This window comes from Bacillus pretiosus (assembly GCF_052947655.1).
On sequence record NZ_CM129593.1, the window covers coordinates 3,087,681 to 3,103,552 of the forward strand.

Here is a 15,872-nt window from a genome sequence, read left to right on the forward strand (position 1 = left end):
TTACTTGCAAAATATTTAGAATTTTTTGCGATAATCCTCCAAAATTTAATACGGACTTTAAATATTTTCATTTATAATTCTCTATTTGTCTATACTTTTCATACCGCTGTTGTATAAGCTCTTCCGAGGATAATAGTATCAATTTTTTTAGAGATGATTCGATTACAGATTCAATCACTTTTGCCTGTGATTTTATATCATTTTGTGCTCCACCTTTAATTTCAGGAATGATTTCATCAATAACTCCTAAATGTTTTAAATCTTTTGCTGAAATTTTCATATGTTCGGCAGCTTCTGGAGCATACTTAGCGTCCTTCCATAGGATAGATGCTGCTCCTTCTGGCGAAATTACCGAGTACCATGAATACTCTAACATATGGATATGGTTACCGACACTAATGCCAAGAGCTCCACCACTTGATGCCTCTCCAATTACAATACAAACAATTGGCACTTTAAGTGTAGCCATTTCAAATAGATTTCGAGCTATCGCTTCAGAAATTCCACGTTCTTCAGACCCTTTCCCTGGATAGGCGCCTATTGTATCAATAAATGTAATAATAGGGCGATTAAATTTATCAGCTTGTTTCATAAGTCTTAGCGCTTTTCTATAACCTTCTGGATGTGCCATTCCAAAATTTCTTTCTATATTTTCCTTTGTATTTCTACCTCTTTGATGACCAATAACCGTAACGGGCATCCCTTTAAATTTTGCAATACCACCTATCATTGCTTTATCATCACCATATAATCGATCACCATGAAGTTCGAGAAAGTTTGTAAACAATAAAGGTATATAGTCCAATGTCGTGGGCCGGTTACGTAGCCTTGCAATTTGAACTCGTTGAAAAGGTGTAATATTAGAATAAATTTTATCTTGCATTTTATTTAAACGTTTTTCTAATACATGAATTTCTGGCGATAAATCTACATTATTTTCTTTCATAATTTTCTTTAATTCATCAAATTTCTCTTTTAATTCAATAATAGGACGTTCAAAATCCAAACTCATTTTACCCTCCAAATGTTATGATTTACCTCACTCTAATCAAAAGGCTTAGAAATAGAATCAATAAATAATTCAAAACCATCCACAACTATTTTTTGTTCTGATTCTGATAAATTATTGAGAATACTTTGATAAAATGTAATGGATTGCTCTCTTAAGCAATTAACAGTTATGTGACCTTTTTCTGTGAGGTGCAGAAAAAGTTCTCTTCTATTTTTTTCATTTACTTCACGATAAATAAGCCCCTTTTTTACTAACTTATCTACCAATCTACTTACAGTTGAAGTCTCTAATCTAAGTTTATTGGATAGTTGCCAAACAGTTAATTTTTCCACCTCTAGTTCCTCTAACGCCATCATTTGAGAAGTTGGTAAAGGTTTTTCAAATGGTCCATTGGGCAAATTTTGAGATTCAAAAACCCCAGTTATTATAATCATTTTCTTAATATCTGTTCTTAGTTTTAAGGCATCTTCTCTTTTCAAATAGGTCACCCTCCTACAACTAATGTATCATACATCAATTGTATTATACATGAATATGTTTTTTTCACAAGCTTAACGTAAGCCAATATTACAACATGGACGAGATATTTATTCTTGTTAAAATGGTATAAGTGGATTGTTTTCTACAAATGGCAGAACATCAATTATGTATCAGGGGCCTTTATGGAGTACCGCTCATCGCAATCAAGCTAAGAAAATAAAACTACCCAAAAAACGAAAATTTTGTGATAACTTGTAACAAAAAACTCATAATTTTTTGGGGGAGTTCTAAATTCTTAAGTTGATGGGTATGGACTATATATCCTATCTATACAAATATTGTCTACATAACGCATTATTATCGGTAGCAAGGACAAGGAGGCATCTTCCCCTTACAAGGGAACCCCCTTTCTTTGTTCTATCGATCTATGCATTTTTTTATACATTCCTATCCCGGCACGGTTTTAGGATTCTTTTTTGTTGTTGTATAAATAAAAAACTGTATTACATCTTGCATCCTCCTAGGTGTCACTATATATGAACACTACGTATTTGACTTTCTCAATGACCAACATTACTTAACATAGTAAAATAGTATTCGGATGCGAATCCAATGTTATTAAAATTAAAGTGGTTATCAAGTCGGAGGAAGGCACCTTAAGGTGTCTTTTCTTTTTAAAATATATAAGCGTACTATCCCTTTCCTAACAGAGGCCTCCCCTCATGCTTCCTTACAGGGAGAATGATAAGGCTTTTTTTATTTACCCAATTACCGAGCTCTCAAATGTTTTAAATAGTTATAATACATGTATTGCTTCAATAACATATGATCATTCTTAAGAATGTCATTGAAATGTACCAATAGATATTAGTGCAGTAAAATAAATTGTGTTATGATGTGAGCAAATATAAAGCTATTTAACGGAGGGATTCATATGCCGCATGTTGTATTTCGTGGAATTACTATTGAACAATTAAAACGCATAAGCAAGCCATTAGTAGAAGAGCTCGCAGAGATTTGTGAGTGTGGTACGGATAATTTTACGTTGGAACTACCAAGTTCTACGTTTGTATTCAATGGAGAAGAAATAGAAGCGTTTCCTCTTATTGAAGTGAAATGGTTCGAGCGCGGACAGGAAATTCGTGATCGATTTGCCAAGGCCATTACTACATATGTAATGGATTTTGGACTTCCAGAAGTAGAGGTTGTATTTACGGTTTTCACAGAATCGGCGTATTATATTAACGGGAAGCATTGTGCAAGTTAGAGCTATTTGAAAGGTTTTTGTACGGTTTATAAGGGGTAGAGCCACATTGCTATCAAGCTAAGAAAAGCGAATATCCAAACACAAAACATGAAAAAACTCCTAACAAATTTTGTTAGGAGTTTTTTCAAATATGCGATATTTTTTTAATCTTCACTATTGATTTCTATTGTACCTGTTCTAGCACTAACTTTTAAACTATTTAACAGATTATCAGGTGTTTTGATTTCCACTTCATATTCAAATGTAGATTGTGTTAAGTTGTCATCTTCTAATTCGAATTCTTTTTTCACATTAATAATTTCTCCTTTTGTATGAGATAAAGAAATTTCACGAACTTGTTTCTCTGTGTAGTTTTCATTCTTTTTTGCATAATTGTAACCCATACCATAATATCCCCCAACAATAGCAATACCACTTACTAAAATAGCAATTATACTTATCATTATTTTCTTTTTATGTTTTAACATTTTCATCCACTCCTTCATGATTAATCATCTATTCCGAATCTTGCTTCAAGTGCATTTTCTGCTTGCTCTAATTGATCTTCTAGTATATCGTGTTCTCTTTCTTGCGTTTCATATTGTTCAACAGTTATCGTTCCAGCACGATAATCTGCTTCAAGCTGATTATCAGATAGATCTATTTTGTCATCTAATTGATCAATTTCTTTTTTTGCTGCTAAGTACGTATTTAAGTTTTCTTCTTTTGCTCCAACTGGTTTCGTATTATTTGCCTTTTCAACGATAGATGTGACTTCATTTTTAAAATCTTGTATTTGCTTCGTATCATTCGCAGCAGGCCCTGTTTTGTGTGGTTCTTGTTGTAGTTGAGCACTTTCTTTTTGCAATGTATCATTTTCCACTTTCAGTTGTTGTACTTCTGTATTGTTATCAGCTTGAGTAGAACAAGCTGTTAAGAATAAACAAGACATTGCTCCAATCACCATCCACTTTCTCATTCTTTTTTCCTCCCTTTACATGTGCATCTTATCCTTGCCTTTATATTACTGAACAAACATTAAAGGAAGATTAATATACAAAAAAATAAAATGATATAATTAAATAGTTTCTAATCTTTCTTTAATGTTTTGGAATTATACTGATACATATTAATAAGAAGAAAAGGAGAATGGTAATGCGAGTTCTTATTGTCGAAGATGAACAAGACTTACAAAATATATTAGTAAAACGATTAAATGCAGAACATTATAGTGTCGATGCATGTGGGAATGGCGAAGATGCCTTGGATTATATAAACATGGCTACCTACGATTTGATTGTGCTTGACATTATGATTCCCGGAATAGATGGTTTACAAGTATTACAAAGATTACGCGCGGACAATCATACAACCCCTGTCTTGCTTCTTACAGCTAAAGATACAATTGATGATCGCGTAACAGGACTCGACTTAGGTGCGGACGATTATTTAGTAAAGCCGTTTGCTTTTGACGAACTGCTAGCAAGAATTCGAGTGTTAATGCGAAGAAATACAGGAAGCACATCTAATGTGTTTGAAATCGCTGACCTAGTGGTAGACTGCAATATGCATAAAGTAACAAGAGGAGGCCAAGTTATCACTCTTTCCAGTAAAGAATTTGCTATTTTAGAATATATGATTCGTAATAAAGACGTTGTGCTGACACGAGATAAAATTGAACAACATGTGTGGAATTACGACTATGAAGGTGGCTCGAATATTATTGATGTTTACGTCCGCTATCTTCGTAAAAAAATTGATAGCCAGTTTGAAACGAAGTTAATTCATACAATACGAGGAACTGGTTATGTATTGCGAGTAGAATCATGAAAAGACTATCAATTAAAATGAAAGTAACCCTGTGGTATACAGGGCTAATTGTAATTATTATGGCACTCGTGTTAGCTTTTATTTTAACTTCTTCAGATAAAGTTTTGCTTTTTAATATGAAAGATCAATTGAAGAGCACAGTAAAAGAAAGCATGGAAGATATTGAATATAAGCATAGACAATTAAAGATGGACGATGATTTTGAACCCTTAGAAGATGGAGTAAATATCATTATTTATAATAAACAAGGTGAGCTGCTGGCAGGAAATAGTCCAACAAGCTTTAATAAAAAGATATCGCTTAAATCCGATGAAATACAAACCATTAAAGACGGTAATAAAGAATGGATTGTATATGATTTTCTCCATAATGCAGGCGGCGATGAGCAAGTCTGGATTCGTGGAATAATGACTATGAGCCAATTATCATCAACGATGAATACGCTTATCGTGATAACACTCATCTCATTCCCATTACTTATTCTCATTGCCGCAGTGGGAGGGTATTTTATTACACAAAGAGCGTTTCGACCTGTGCAACAAATGAGTGATTCAGCTAGTAAAATTGGTGATGGTAAAGACCTTTCCAAGAGAATTCATTTACAAGGTTCACCGAAAGACGAAATGTATCATTTAGCACAAACCTTTGACAAAATGTTTGAGCGATTGGAGACATCATTCGAAAGTGAAAAACAATTTACATCTGACGCATCTCATGAATTAAGAACACCAACATCTGTTATTATTTCGCAATGCGAATACGCTTTATCACTGAGGAATAATCCGAAAGAAATGGAAGAATCGTTAGAAGTAATTTTAAAGCAATCACGTAAAATGTCCGCGCTAATCTCACAACTCTTATTATTAGCAAGAGCTGACCAAGAAAACCATAATACTTTCCAATTTGAATGTATCAATATGAGTGAATTAACGGAAATCGTTGTAGAAGAGCTTTCATTAATGGTTCAAGAAGCTTCGATTGATATAACAACTCATATAGAGGAAAACCTGTTTATGAAAGCAGATCAAACATTGATGATGCGTTTATTAATGAATTTACTAACGAATGCGATTGCTTATAGCAAAGCGAACGGCACTGTGCATATGCAACTGTTCCGTGATGAAACCAACATAATAGGTAAAGTCTCCGATAATGGCATAGGCATCAGCGAGCAACATATTACGAAAATATGGGATCGCTTCTATCGAGTTGACGCAGCACGAACATCTTCAAGCACCGGAAACACAGGTTTAGGATTGTCGATGGTAAAATGGATTGTCGAACTACACGGAGGAGAAATTACAGTTGAAAGTAAATTAGGAGAAGGCAGTACGTTTACATTTAAACTACCAATGGAAAAACAAGCATAATTTATGCGCATCTGTAGCTTCCAAATAAAGATTGATTCAAAAGCTCTCTTCAATCCTTATGTAAAAATAATTGACACATTTTAAACAACATCGATTTTATCATTTTGGACAACCTTTTCTGTTAAGTTGATATACATGTAGAAAAAACTATAGAAATAAAACCCCAGAAATCCAAAGGTCTCTGGGGCTTCATTATATATTTAGCTCTTTTTGCTTTTTGTTTTGTTTATGTTTATACAGCAATTTTCGGCTTATGAGAGAAATCAGTAATAAGATCAGTACTAGTGCGAAAAGTTGCATAAATGATAAATTAAAATATTTAGCACCTGTAACGATTAACAGTGTAGAAATCGTACCTTTTACAATGAAAAAAATAATGATCCATAATCCGCCTTTTTTCCAGTTCATTTTTATATTACCCTTTCCTACGTTTAAATTCTTTAATGGGACACCTTATTAAAAATCTATTATATTAATAAAAAAGTCATGTCTAATTAAATGCAATGATTCTATAATAAGTGAAAATGATATTCAATGTCAATTTTATTGACTATTTGAATACCTGTTTCTTCATCTTAATCTCTTTCTACTTTGTTTCTTAGAAGCAATGAACTCTTGTTTTCAAACAAAAAACACCTCTTGAATTCGCATGCGAATTCAAGAGGTGTTTTTTCATATACCATCAAGTAAGATTTCCCGCTTTATTTATTTCTTAATATGTAACTATTTTCTAGTACACAATAACTGGATCATACGTGTTCAAACTATCATATACAGTTTTTGCAACGTTAGGAAGAAGGTTTACACACCCGCCTGATCCTCCTGTTAAATAAGCATTATTTCCCCAGTCTTTTCGCCAGCCTGCATCATGGAATCCTTGACCGCTATTTGTGAATGGAACCCAGTAATCTACTTTCACTGCATAATCAGCTTTACCTACTGCGCTTCCTTTAAGCGTGTATGGTGTTCGTTTATATAGAACGTACCAAACACCTGGTGATGTATCTTCACTCGTGCTATGTTTACCCGTTACTACATTGGTTGTGACAACTAATTTCCCATCTTTATAAATCCAAATTTGTTGATCTGCAATAGAAACTTCTGCATATGTGTCTCCAATGCCATTATTCGATGTTGTTTTATAGCCGATCCCTTCCTTCTCCCAACCATTCCCGTGAATATTAGAAGCAGAAAGCGATTTCTCGCCTTTCTCAAAGGCTTGTTGAACTTGTTTTGTTTCTTTTTCCACATCTAGTGCCCAGCCGTATCCTTGTCCCTTTACTGAAATAACCGAGCCAGAATGTGTTTTAAAAGCAAAGTCTTTATGTAATGTAGATTTAGCCTTATTAATTTCAGCAACCTTATTCTTAATGTCGCTCGCATCGATTTTTACTTTCATATCCTTTGACATAGTAGCATTTTGAATTAGATCTTTCGCTTTTAATGAATACACTTCATCCTGCACTTTATAATCAACAGACTGCGTAAGAAGATTTTGTAATGCTTTCTCTTCTTTTTTGATGATTGGATCGTCTTCTTTAATAGGCTGTATGTATGCAGACTTCAGATGAATTTCGCTTTTATGCTTCTGCTTGTCGTAATCTTTTAGTAGATTTGTAACGTCATACTGTTTTCCATCAACGCTCTTCGAAATTACAACTTTCCCTTGTTCAAGCTTCGCCATAGCATCTTGAGGAGCTTTTAATTTTTCATTCATAGAAACGAGCTTTTCTTCTACAAGTTTTTTCATCGTTTCACTACGATACTGATCCGCTTTTTCCGGTAGCAATGAATAATCTTTTTCCTTTGCAGAAGGGAAAAATGTCCACTGACTTTTTAATAGTTTCTTAACTTGTGGCAAATCTTTTTCCGTCAGTTCCGTTTTTGTATCTTGTTCATCTAAAATTTCTTGTTGATCAATATAGACTTTATTTGCTAGCCCAGACGTTTTTAATTTCTGTATTGCCTGATCAGCGCTCAAACCACCGACTTTTGTATCGTTAATCGTAACATTCGAATTGAAGTGAGTTGTTTGATAATAACTCATTCCTCCAATAAGAAGTGCAATTAAACCGCCACCCGCTGCGATAAGCTTCCAATTTGTAAAGCGTTTTTTTGATCTTACCCGTTTTTTCTCAACTTCTTCAACAGATTCATTTACTGTATTGTTGTTCATTAATCTTTCCCCCGTATACATTAACGTCAATCGATTTTAAACCAAAACCATTGAATAGTGTACCTTATTTTTCCTGAAATTTCATTATTTTTAACAGATTTCATCTCATTTAATCGATTAAAGTTAGATTTTTTAATAGACAGATACATTAAGATGATAGATAAAGTGAAAAAAGGACCATATCAATCGAGCTACTACGGGTCCCTCGCATTCGCCGAATTTTGAAGGGCGACACTACTTAACTTGGTAAAATAATTTCCGGATGGTTCAAATCAGAGGAAGGCACCATAGAATGTCTATTATTTATGAAAAATATCCACAAAAAAAGGACTACATGTAGACTCTTTTTTGTGAATATTTTAATGTCGCATTTTTTATAAATTCAAATGCAAACTATGCTTCCCGCTTTTCACCAGGTTTCACAACCTCTACTATCAGTCTAACGAATTTCACCTTATGACCTTTATCATCAACAATTTCAAGTTTCTTAAAACTATTAAATATGTTTGTACCACGCTTTGTTGATACGTTTAATCTTTACAGATGTTGAAGTTTTAGACTCATTCTTTGGTGTAATCCTATTATTAGAACATCCTGCAATGGTGAGACAGCATGTAGCCAATAAAACTAATAATATTAACTTCTTCAAATAGCCACTCCTATATAAGGAAAATATTATATTGAGAAAATTAAACATAACATCGAATCTTTGTAAAAACAATATATTTCCTAGCATTATTATTCAATGGCGGATTAATGGACACCTTAATGTTCATTAATCTGCTTATAAGCGGAGAACCTCATGCTCATCAAGTCAATGTCCAATTTCCATTTTATCCGATTCTCAATATTTATTCCAATATAAAAAGATAGCTATTTTTGTTGAATACTAATTATCTCCAAAATGAACAATACGAGCTGAGTTCCTATAACCCTATATACGTTTATTCAACTAGTTTCTCCCCTGTAACAATCTGAAACAAAGTGGCTGCATGTTTCCCTTCTAATTGAGCGTACCGATTTTCCCCCGTCTTGATTTCTATTTTATCCTTATTAGGGCTTACCCAAATTTGATACGACACAGCTTTCGCCTCTATTTTCGGATTTTTAAATTGAAAAATAAAGTGATAATCAGCTGGACGAGACATTTCCACTTTTTTATTTTCAAAAGTAATATCATTTAATATTTTCTTTACTTGCAACACTTCATTATTATCTTTCACTACCTTAAGATCTTCATATTCATTATCACCAATATGTTTTTGCACTTGGATTCTTTGATCTTCATTGCCTGATATATTTGAACAGCCGGTTATTATGAGTATACAGATCGCAATAAAGACTAGAGACCAATTTCTAATTTTCATATTCATACCCTCTTTTCAATACAAAATATTTTAATTTGTAAAATAAAGGTAATTAATTTAAACTTAAAAATATACATAATAAAGAGAAAGGAGTATCGTTCCATGCAGTTACAAACATACACTTGGAAAAGTTATACGTTTCTCATTGTAAGTATATTCGTTACTATTAATCTCTTTCTCTTCTCACCTATTTTAGACAGAGTTGGAGTAGAATATGTTGTACCTTTCGCCTATTTCATATTAGCTTCTGCTGTTATAGTAATAATATTAGCAGTTATCTCTTTTTGTAGCCGATCTGAGAAGAAAATTTTAGCCATTATCGGTTTATGTTTTACTCTATTTAACACAGTAATTATTTTATTTTTCCTTTGGTTTGGTTACCATTTCACTTAATTGAAATATAAATAAACTCCATAAGCCACAAATAAAATTAGTAACATAGAAATGCTAAGTACCGTATATATGGTCCATTTTGCATTTGTACTCATATACTCCCCCTTCTCACTTCATAATAATTCCATTATATAACAAAAAAGCATTGGATACCCAATGCTTTTCACACTTACGCAAATAAAGACGTATTCGCATATAACGCTGGTGAACCACCTGAATGTACGAATAAAATGTTGTCTTCTTTATTAAATGTACCTTTTTTAATTAAGTCGATTAGTCCCGCTACTGCTTTACCTGTATATACTGGATCGAGTAAAATACCTTCAGTTTTCGCAAGTAATTGAACAGCTTCCACCATTTCTGGTGTTGGTAACGCGTAACCTGGTCCTACATATTCATCAAAGCATGTAACAGTTTCGCGCGGGATAAAGTTCGGAATACCAACGTGAGCTGACGTTTCCTCTACAAGTTTTGCTACTTTCTCTTCTTGTTCTGCTTTTCCTCTACTTACGTTGATTCCGATTACAGGAATGTGACTTTGTGTTCCAGCAAAACCAGTAATTAAACCAGCGTGCATACCAGCACTACCACTTACGCAAACAACTGTACTGAAATCAATTCCTTGGTCAAATGATTGTGCCATAATTTCTTGCGCACAAGCAACGTATCCCATTGCACCAGTAGGATTTGATCCACCAACTGGTATTACATATGGTGTATTACCTTTTTCACTTACTTCTTTCGCTACTTTATGCATCTCTTCCATAAGATCTGCTCCGTTTGGTACAACAATTACATTTTCAGCACCTAGTAAATGATATAAGAAATAGTTTCCGTTAAAGTCTGGCTTCTCTTCTGGCTCAAGCCCTTCTTCTAATACAAGGATACATTTCATTTTTTCTTTTACCGCAGCTGCCAGTGTTAGACGGCAATGATTTGACTGAATACCACCAGCTGTAATTAACGTATCTGCACCTTTTGCCTGTGCATCTGCAACTAGAAACTCTAACTTTCTCGTCTTATTACCACCAGCTGTTAAACCAAGTAAATCATCTCGTTTAAAATAAATAGTCGGCCCACCAAGTGCTTCAGAAAAATTGTTTAATTTTTCAATTGGAGTATATGACTCTGTATATTTTTTTCTCGGGAATTTAGCTAAATTCATTAATAACGCTCCTTTTGTACTTCTTTCACAATGTATGTAACGATACTATTATTACATGTAAAAATGATGAAGTCATCTTTCTGGGTGAAAAATGTGTTGGAATTCGGTTTTTGTGAATGGAATTGTATTAATAATTTTAACTCCAATACGGTACGTGAAATTACATTAATAACTTTCACTTTATTTCGGTACATGAAGTTTATATGAACGATTTTTTCAAATATATCGTCCATAACTTGAAATATATCGACTTACCGATAAAAAACGACAACACAAAAGAGCCCACTTATTAAAAAGTAGGCCCTTACTAATCACTTATTTGCCGAAAATCGAAGAAGCTGTGTTAATCCTGGCTCTAAATTCATTTCGCCTTTATGACGTACGTGTACAACCTTGTTCCCATCAAATTTCGGAGCATTCCCTGGATTATACGTCAACCATTCGTTCGTTCCTTCTACAGAGTACTCCATATACTCCGTTGCACCGACAATTACATTTTTACTATCGTCAGCTGTTACATTTGGTGCCATTTGTGCGACTTTCGCATCACTAATTAATAGCTTCTTTATATCCTTATCACGTTTATAATCGTAAGCTGTTACCATTACATCGTTACCATATGCTTTCACTTGTAATCCTTGTTTAAATGAATAGCCATCAGGAGCAGTCTTCTCTCCGCCATTTGGTCCAGCCGACATCCATCCAGTTTCAATACCGCCCGTATTTACAACTGTAAATCCTTTTTCATCTCCGCCTGCAATTTTCTTTTTTCCAGCCCAGTCCGGTAAGTTTAAATCCCAATGCGTGTGACTCGTGAAGAAAACAACTTGCGGGTAATCTTTTAATATATCGTACAATTTATCCACGTTTAAATAGTCATTTAAATACGGTGATTGTCTTGATCCAGATACTGTATCCGGTAAAACGTGATGAGAGAAAATGAAAATGGGCTTATTTTTATCTTTTTGGCTATATTCTTCTAAATTTTGTTTTAACCAACCTAATTGCTCATCACTCATAAATACTTCATCCCACATTTTTGAATCGTGGTATTTCATATATTTTTCAGTTCCTAAAAATAAAAGCGGATAACCGTCTAATTCTTTTTTATGATATACCTTTTCTTGCCCGCTAAATTGTAAGTAGCGGTTAAATAGCGGTTCTTCCGTTACACCATTTGGCCATGTACTTTGAGAGAGCTTTCCATCAGCTGTCATTTACCAGCATAAAACTCATGATTCCCAACAGTTGACCATACATTCTCTGGATGCTTATTTTTGTTTAACACACGCTTCACATCATCGTATTGTGACTGTTGTCCAGTTGGCGTTATATCCCCATTCATAATAAGCGCTCTAGAAAGTGGCGTCACTTTGTTCATATCTTTTAACACATGATCAAAGTCTCCTAAATCCCCTTGAATGTCACTAATAACATTAAAAGTTGTAGCTGATTTTCGAACTTGCTCTTTCCCTTCTGCATACACTGAAAACGTCGGCAATAATGCCGCCATAACTGCTAACGAAGCAACTGTCTTTTTCATACAAATTCTCCCCCTAATAATAGAATGTACAAACTGCCATGTTCTGCTTTCTCTTAGATGCTTGTCCAATTCACATTATAGGGAGGGATTGTAAAGATAGATGACGTTAAAAGTTAAGTGTTTTTTAAGAGATTTTGTCGTTTTTTGCAAACCACAATTAGCGATTTACGTCAATCTAGCTTTCTAGCTTTTAACATTACATACATGTAAATTTTGATGTTAAATCTTTTCGTTTCATACGTTGTTTTTTATTACTTCTAATTTTCGGGAAAAATCCACTAATTAATAATGTTATAATCCATACCATTATTAGAATAAAATTTATTGTATTACCGGAATTCAAGCTGAAAACTCTCCAAAAATAGGCAGCACAAAAAACGAGGATAGCAGTACTAATAAGTAAAAATGTCCTAACTACTAATCCGATGTAGGATCTCTTCTCTTGCTTAAAAATGAAAGTTCTTCTACCTTTGTACAATCTAATCACAAATAGCAGCAAATATAAACCAAGTGTGGCTCCAATAACAATTGATGTAATAGAGTTGTTTTTTCTCTGCTCAGCTAGAGAGAAGTAACTTTCAGGTAATTTTCCAGTTTCATATTCAATCCATGCGTGGTAAATATCCTGTCGTAAGTCTATACCACCTTCACTATTCGTGAGGATTACCAATCCATCCTTTGTATTAGGAATGAAACCATAAAAAGAATGCCACCCTCGATTATCACCAGAATGATAAATTAATTTCCATTGATTAGATAGTTTTTTTTCAAATATACCTAAACCATTCTCCCCTAATACCGGCTTTTGCATTTCCGTAACACGTTCACTTTTGATGACACCATTCCCTTTATTATGTGCATCCATGCTTGCAAGTATCAATGTCATCATATCGGTAACATTTGTCTTAAGACCTGCAGCAGCCTGTTCGGTAAATTGGTAACTAGGGAGCTCCTCTCCAAAATATCCATAAGCTTTCGAAAGGTTATGGTTTTCAGGACGTTGTAAGAATGAACTAGATTTCATTCCTAAAGGTTTCATAATTTGTTCTTCCATATAACGATCAAACGGTATTCCGGTAACCTCTTCAATTACAAGTTGTAAAATTGTATATCCGCCACCAGAGTAAATTGTTTCTGAACCTGGTTTATTGGTAACCTCCACTGGTTCATTAAGCCATCCTTTTCCAGACAGAGACTCCTCAATAGAGTCAAGATGTTTCCCTGGTGTAACCCCGAGGTATCCTTTATGTGCAGACAGCCCTGCTGTATGGCTTAACAATCTTCTTATTGTGACTTCATTATTATTAAACTCTGAATTAGGTAATTTCCATTTGGTCAGATATTTTCCAACGGGATCATCTAGTGATAAATGCCCTTCATCTACAAGATGTAGGATTCCCCACGCTGTAAGGTTTTTAGATATGGAACCAGCTTGAAACAATGTATCGTCACTCACCGCTTTTTTTGTCTTTTTGTCTACATAACCGTAGTTAAGTGTATAAGCAATACGCCCCTCATGTACAATCCCTATTGCAACCCCTGGTACCTCATAATTCTCTTGCCATTTTGGTACCTGTTCATCCAGCTTTTTTTTGAAATCCTCTATACTCCTATCAGTCAACGTGCCCGATTCTGCCCTCACCACATTTGTAAACCATGCTTCATTCGTAATAAATATGTAAATCATTAAACATAAAATACTTTTGCATATTATCGATGCTTTTTGTCTATTCTTCATTTGCTCCACCTTTTTTCAGAATATTCTATCCATCAATCAGAGTATCCCATTCTAATATCCTGTTCTATCGATTTTTATTACTTAACCTTACAAAATTGTAATAAAAATCAAAGATCTACTATTGTCCTTTATCTGAGGGCAATGAAATTCATTAACAAGATTGATATGAAGTTATATCTATTGTTTCAGTTAAGGCCCCTAAAATACTAGTTTGGTTAATCAAATAGATATATTCCAAACTACAAAAATTTATAATAGAAAAGGTGGATTTTAGTTTTAATTAGAATTTGACCAAAGTATTGCTGCAAATATTTATTCTATAAAAAGAAGAACCCCACACATTTTGATTAAAATGTGTGGGGTTCTTTTGGCTTCCTTAAATTTTTATGAAAAAGATTGATTATTTTATGTAGCCTACTTAAATAAACGTAGTTTTTATCTTTTCAAATTTTCTTCATTTAATCCGAACAACTCTTGTAAAATAAACCGTCCATCTTTTCTTATCAGTACATCATCAAACCAAATTTCACCGCCGCCATACTCTGGCCTTTGAATGTTTACTAAATCCCAATGTATCGCTGATTTATTTCCGTTGTCTGCACCTTATAGCGAATCTCCAATTGCTATATGATAACTACCGTTTATTTTTTCATCAAATAACGTATTATTCATCGGGTGTAATATATAGGGATTAAACGCCAGTGCAAATTCTCCAATATATCTTGCTCCCTCATCCGTATCAAGAATTCGATTTATTCGTTCTGTATCATTTGCATATGCCTCTATTATTTTCCCATGCTTCATATGTAACTTTATATTTCGAAATGCATAACCTTGTTGAACAGATACTGTGTTAAATGTTATTACTCCATTTACAGAACCTTTGGCAGGTGCTGTATATATTTCGCCATCCGGAATGTTATCCATGCCATCCCCCTTTAAAACGCCTATTCCTTCAATGGAAAACTCCAAATCCGTTCCTTCTCCAATAATCCTCACTCGTTTTGTCTTTTCCATTAATTCTTTTAATGGCTCCATTGCTTTGGACATTTTATTATAATCTAGCGTACATACATCAAAATAAAATTTTTCATAAGCCTCAGTACTCATATTCGCTTCTTGTGCAGATGCTGCATTCGGAATTCGCGTTGTCACCCATCTCGTTTTATACACTGCTTCACTATGCGCTTTTCCAAATACCTTTTGATATAATTTCATTTTTTCTGCTGGTACATCTGCTAATTCATATGCATTTCTAGGGCTTCGGAGATTAATATACACTTGCATCTTACTTAATCGGTAACACTCCCAATCTGCTAACAACTTAAATTGTTCTTCAGATCCCGAAAAAATTAATTGCCTCGTTACAGACACATCGCGCATTGATACATGCGCATATCCACCTGCTTTTTCTACGGACTTAATAATTTCACGAACGACTGCGGGATCTATTTCTGTAACACTTTGGATCAACACTTGATCACCAGGCTGTACTTTTGTAGAATGATTGACTAGTATATCTGCTAATTTCGATAGTTTTCGCTTCATTACA

At 34.0% G+C, this 15,872-nt stretch carries 13 protein-coding genes and 2 pseudogenes; 4 read left to right on the forward strand and 11 right to left on the reverse strand.

Translation table 11 applies throughout. The features are described from left to right. Positions 1 to 67: 67 nt before the first annotated feature. Both ACU8YW_RS15845 and ACU8YW_RS15850 read right to left on the reverse strand, forming a co-directional pair. On the reverse strand, positions 68 to 1,012 hold the full coding sequence (locus ACU8YW_RS15845; protein ID WP_000050728.1) for an acetyl-CoA carboxylase carboxyltransferase subunit alpha: 945 nt from the start codon (positions 1,010 to 1,012) through the stop codon (positions 68 to 70). Between the two features lie 32 nt (positions 1,013 to 1,044). Beyond that, positions 1,045 to 1,491 (reverse strand): MarR family winged helix-turn-helix transcriptional regulator, encoded by a 447-nt coding sequence (locus ACU8YW_RS15850; RefSeq protein ID WP_000817662.1) that lies wholly within the window; start codon positions 1,489 to 1,491, stop codon positions 1,045 to 1,047. A 935-nt stretch (positions 1,492 to 2,426) separates the two neighbouring features. Here ACU8YW_RS15850 and ACU8YW_RS15855 point away from each other — a divergent pair. Further along, on the forward strand, positions 2,427 to 2,759 hold the full coding sequence (locus tag ACU8YW_RS15855; RefSeq protein WP_088063967.1) for a DUF1904 family protein: 333 nt from the start codon (positions 2,427 to 2,429) through the stop codon (positions 2,757 to 2,759). A gap of 143 nt (positions 2,760 to 2,902) precedes the next feature. Here the strand turns inward: ACU8YW_RS15855 and ACU8YW_RS15860 are convergent, their stop codons facing one another. After that, positions 2,903 to 3,226, reverse strand: a complete 324-nt coding sequence (locus ACU8YW_RS15860) for a PepSY domain-containing protein (RefSeq protein WP_088063968.1) — start codon at positions 3,224 to 3,226, stop codon at positions 2,903 to 2,905. Between the two features lie 20 nt (positions 3,227 to 3,246). Next, complete coding sequence (locus ACU8YW_RS15865) at positions 3,247 to 3,717, reverse strand: hypothetical protein (RefSeq protein ID WP_088063969.1); 471 nt, start codon at positions 3,715 to 3,717, stop codon at positions 3,247 to 3,249. A gap of 176 nt (positions 3,718 to 3,893) precedes the next feature. On the opposite strand from ACU8YW_RS15865, the gene ACU8YW_RS15870 reads away from it, so the two are divergent. After that, on the forward strand, positions 3,894 to 4,568 hold the full coding sequence (locus ACU8YW_RS15870) for a response regulator transcription factor (RefSeq protein ID WP_087984229.1): 675 nt from the start codon (positions 3,894 to 3,896) through the stop codon (positions 4,566 to 4,568). Then, the gene (locus tag ACU8YW_RS15875) at positions 4,565 to 5,938 is read left to right on the forward strand and encodes a sensor histidine kinase (protein WP_088063970.1); all 1,374 of its coding nucleotides are present in this window, start codon (positions 4,565 to 4,567) and stop codon (positions 5,936 to 5,938) included. The genes ACU8YW_RS15870 and ACU8YW_RS15875 overlap by 4 nt, the downstream gene beginning before the upstream one ends. Positions 5,939 to 6,130: 192 nt before the next feature. Here the strand turns inward: ACU8YW_RS15875 and ACU8YW_RS15880 are convergent, their stop codons facing one another. The 3 genes from ACU8YW_RS15880 to ACU8YW_RS15890 all read right to left on the reverse strand — a co-directional run bounded on the left by ACU8YW_RS15880 (position 6,131) and on the right by ACU8YW_RS15890 (position 9,481). Further along, positions 6,131 to 6,346 carry a hypothetical protein gene (locus ACU8YW_RS15880; RefSeq protein WP_001104093.1) on the reverse strand — a complete coding sequence of 72 codons (216 nt, stop codon included), beginning with the start codon at positions 6,344 to 6,346 and terminating at the stop codon, positions 6,131 to 6,133. Positions 6,347 to 6,668: 322 nt separating this feature from the next. Further along, positions 6,669 to 8,114 (reverse strand): L,D-transpeptidase family protein, encoded by a 1,446-nt coding sequence (locus ACU8YW_RS15885; protein WP_446893969.1) that lies wholly within the window; start codon positions 8,112 to 8,114, stop codon positions 6,669 to 6,671. 944 nt (positions 8,115 to 9,058) lie between these two features. Continuing rightward, complete coding sequence (locus tag ACU8YW_RS15890; RefSeq protein ID WP_097907138.1) at positions 9,059 to 9,481, reverse strand: YhfM domain-containing protein; 423 nt, start codon at positions 9,479 to 9,481, stop codon at positions 9,059 to 9,061. Between the two features lie 102 nt (positions 9,482 to 9,583). Here ACU8YW_RS15890 and ACU8YW_RS15895 point away from each other — a divergent pair, with 102 nt between their 5' ends. Continuing rightward, entirely contained in the window at positions 9,584 to 9,874 is a 291-nt protein-coding gene (locus ACU8YW_RS15895; protein WP_088063973.1) for a hypothetical protein, read from the forward strand. A 169-nt stretch (positions 9,875 to 10,043) separates the two neighbouring features. On the opposite strand, the gene cuyA is transcribed toward ACU8YW_RS15895, so the two are convergent. The 4 genes and pseudogenes from cuyA to ACU8YW_RS15915 all read right to left on the reverse strand — a co-directional run bounded on the left by cuyA (position 10,044) and on the right by ACU8YW_RS15915 (position 15,868). Then, a complete protein-coding gene (gene cuyA / locus ACU8YW_RS15900; RefSeq protein ID WP_088063975.1) occupies positions 10,044 to 11,039 on the reverse strand; it encodes a D-cysteate sulfo-lyase in 996 nt (331 codons plus the stop codon). Positions 11,040 to 11,350: 311 nt separating this feature from the next. Then, positions 11,351 to 12,582: pseudogene (locus tag ACU8YW_RS15905) on the reverse strand (DUF4073 domain-containing protein). 196 nt (positions 12,583 to 12,778) lie between these two features. After that, a complete protein-coding gene (locus tag ACU8YW_RS15910) occupies positions 12,779 to 14,320 on the reverse strand; it encodes a serine hydrolase domain-containing protein (RefSeq protein ID WP_088063977.1) in 1,542 nt (513 codons plus the stop codon). A 435-nt stretch (positions 14,321 to 14,755) separates the two neighbouring features. Continuing rightward, positions 14,756 to 15,868, reverse strand: a pseudogene (locus tag ACU8YW_RS15915) (aminopeptidase). Positions 15,869 to 15,872 lie beyond the last annotated feature (4 nt).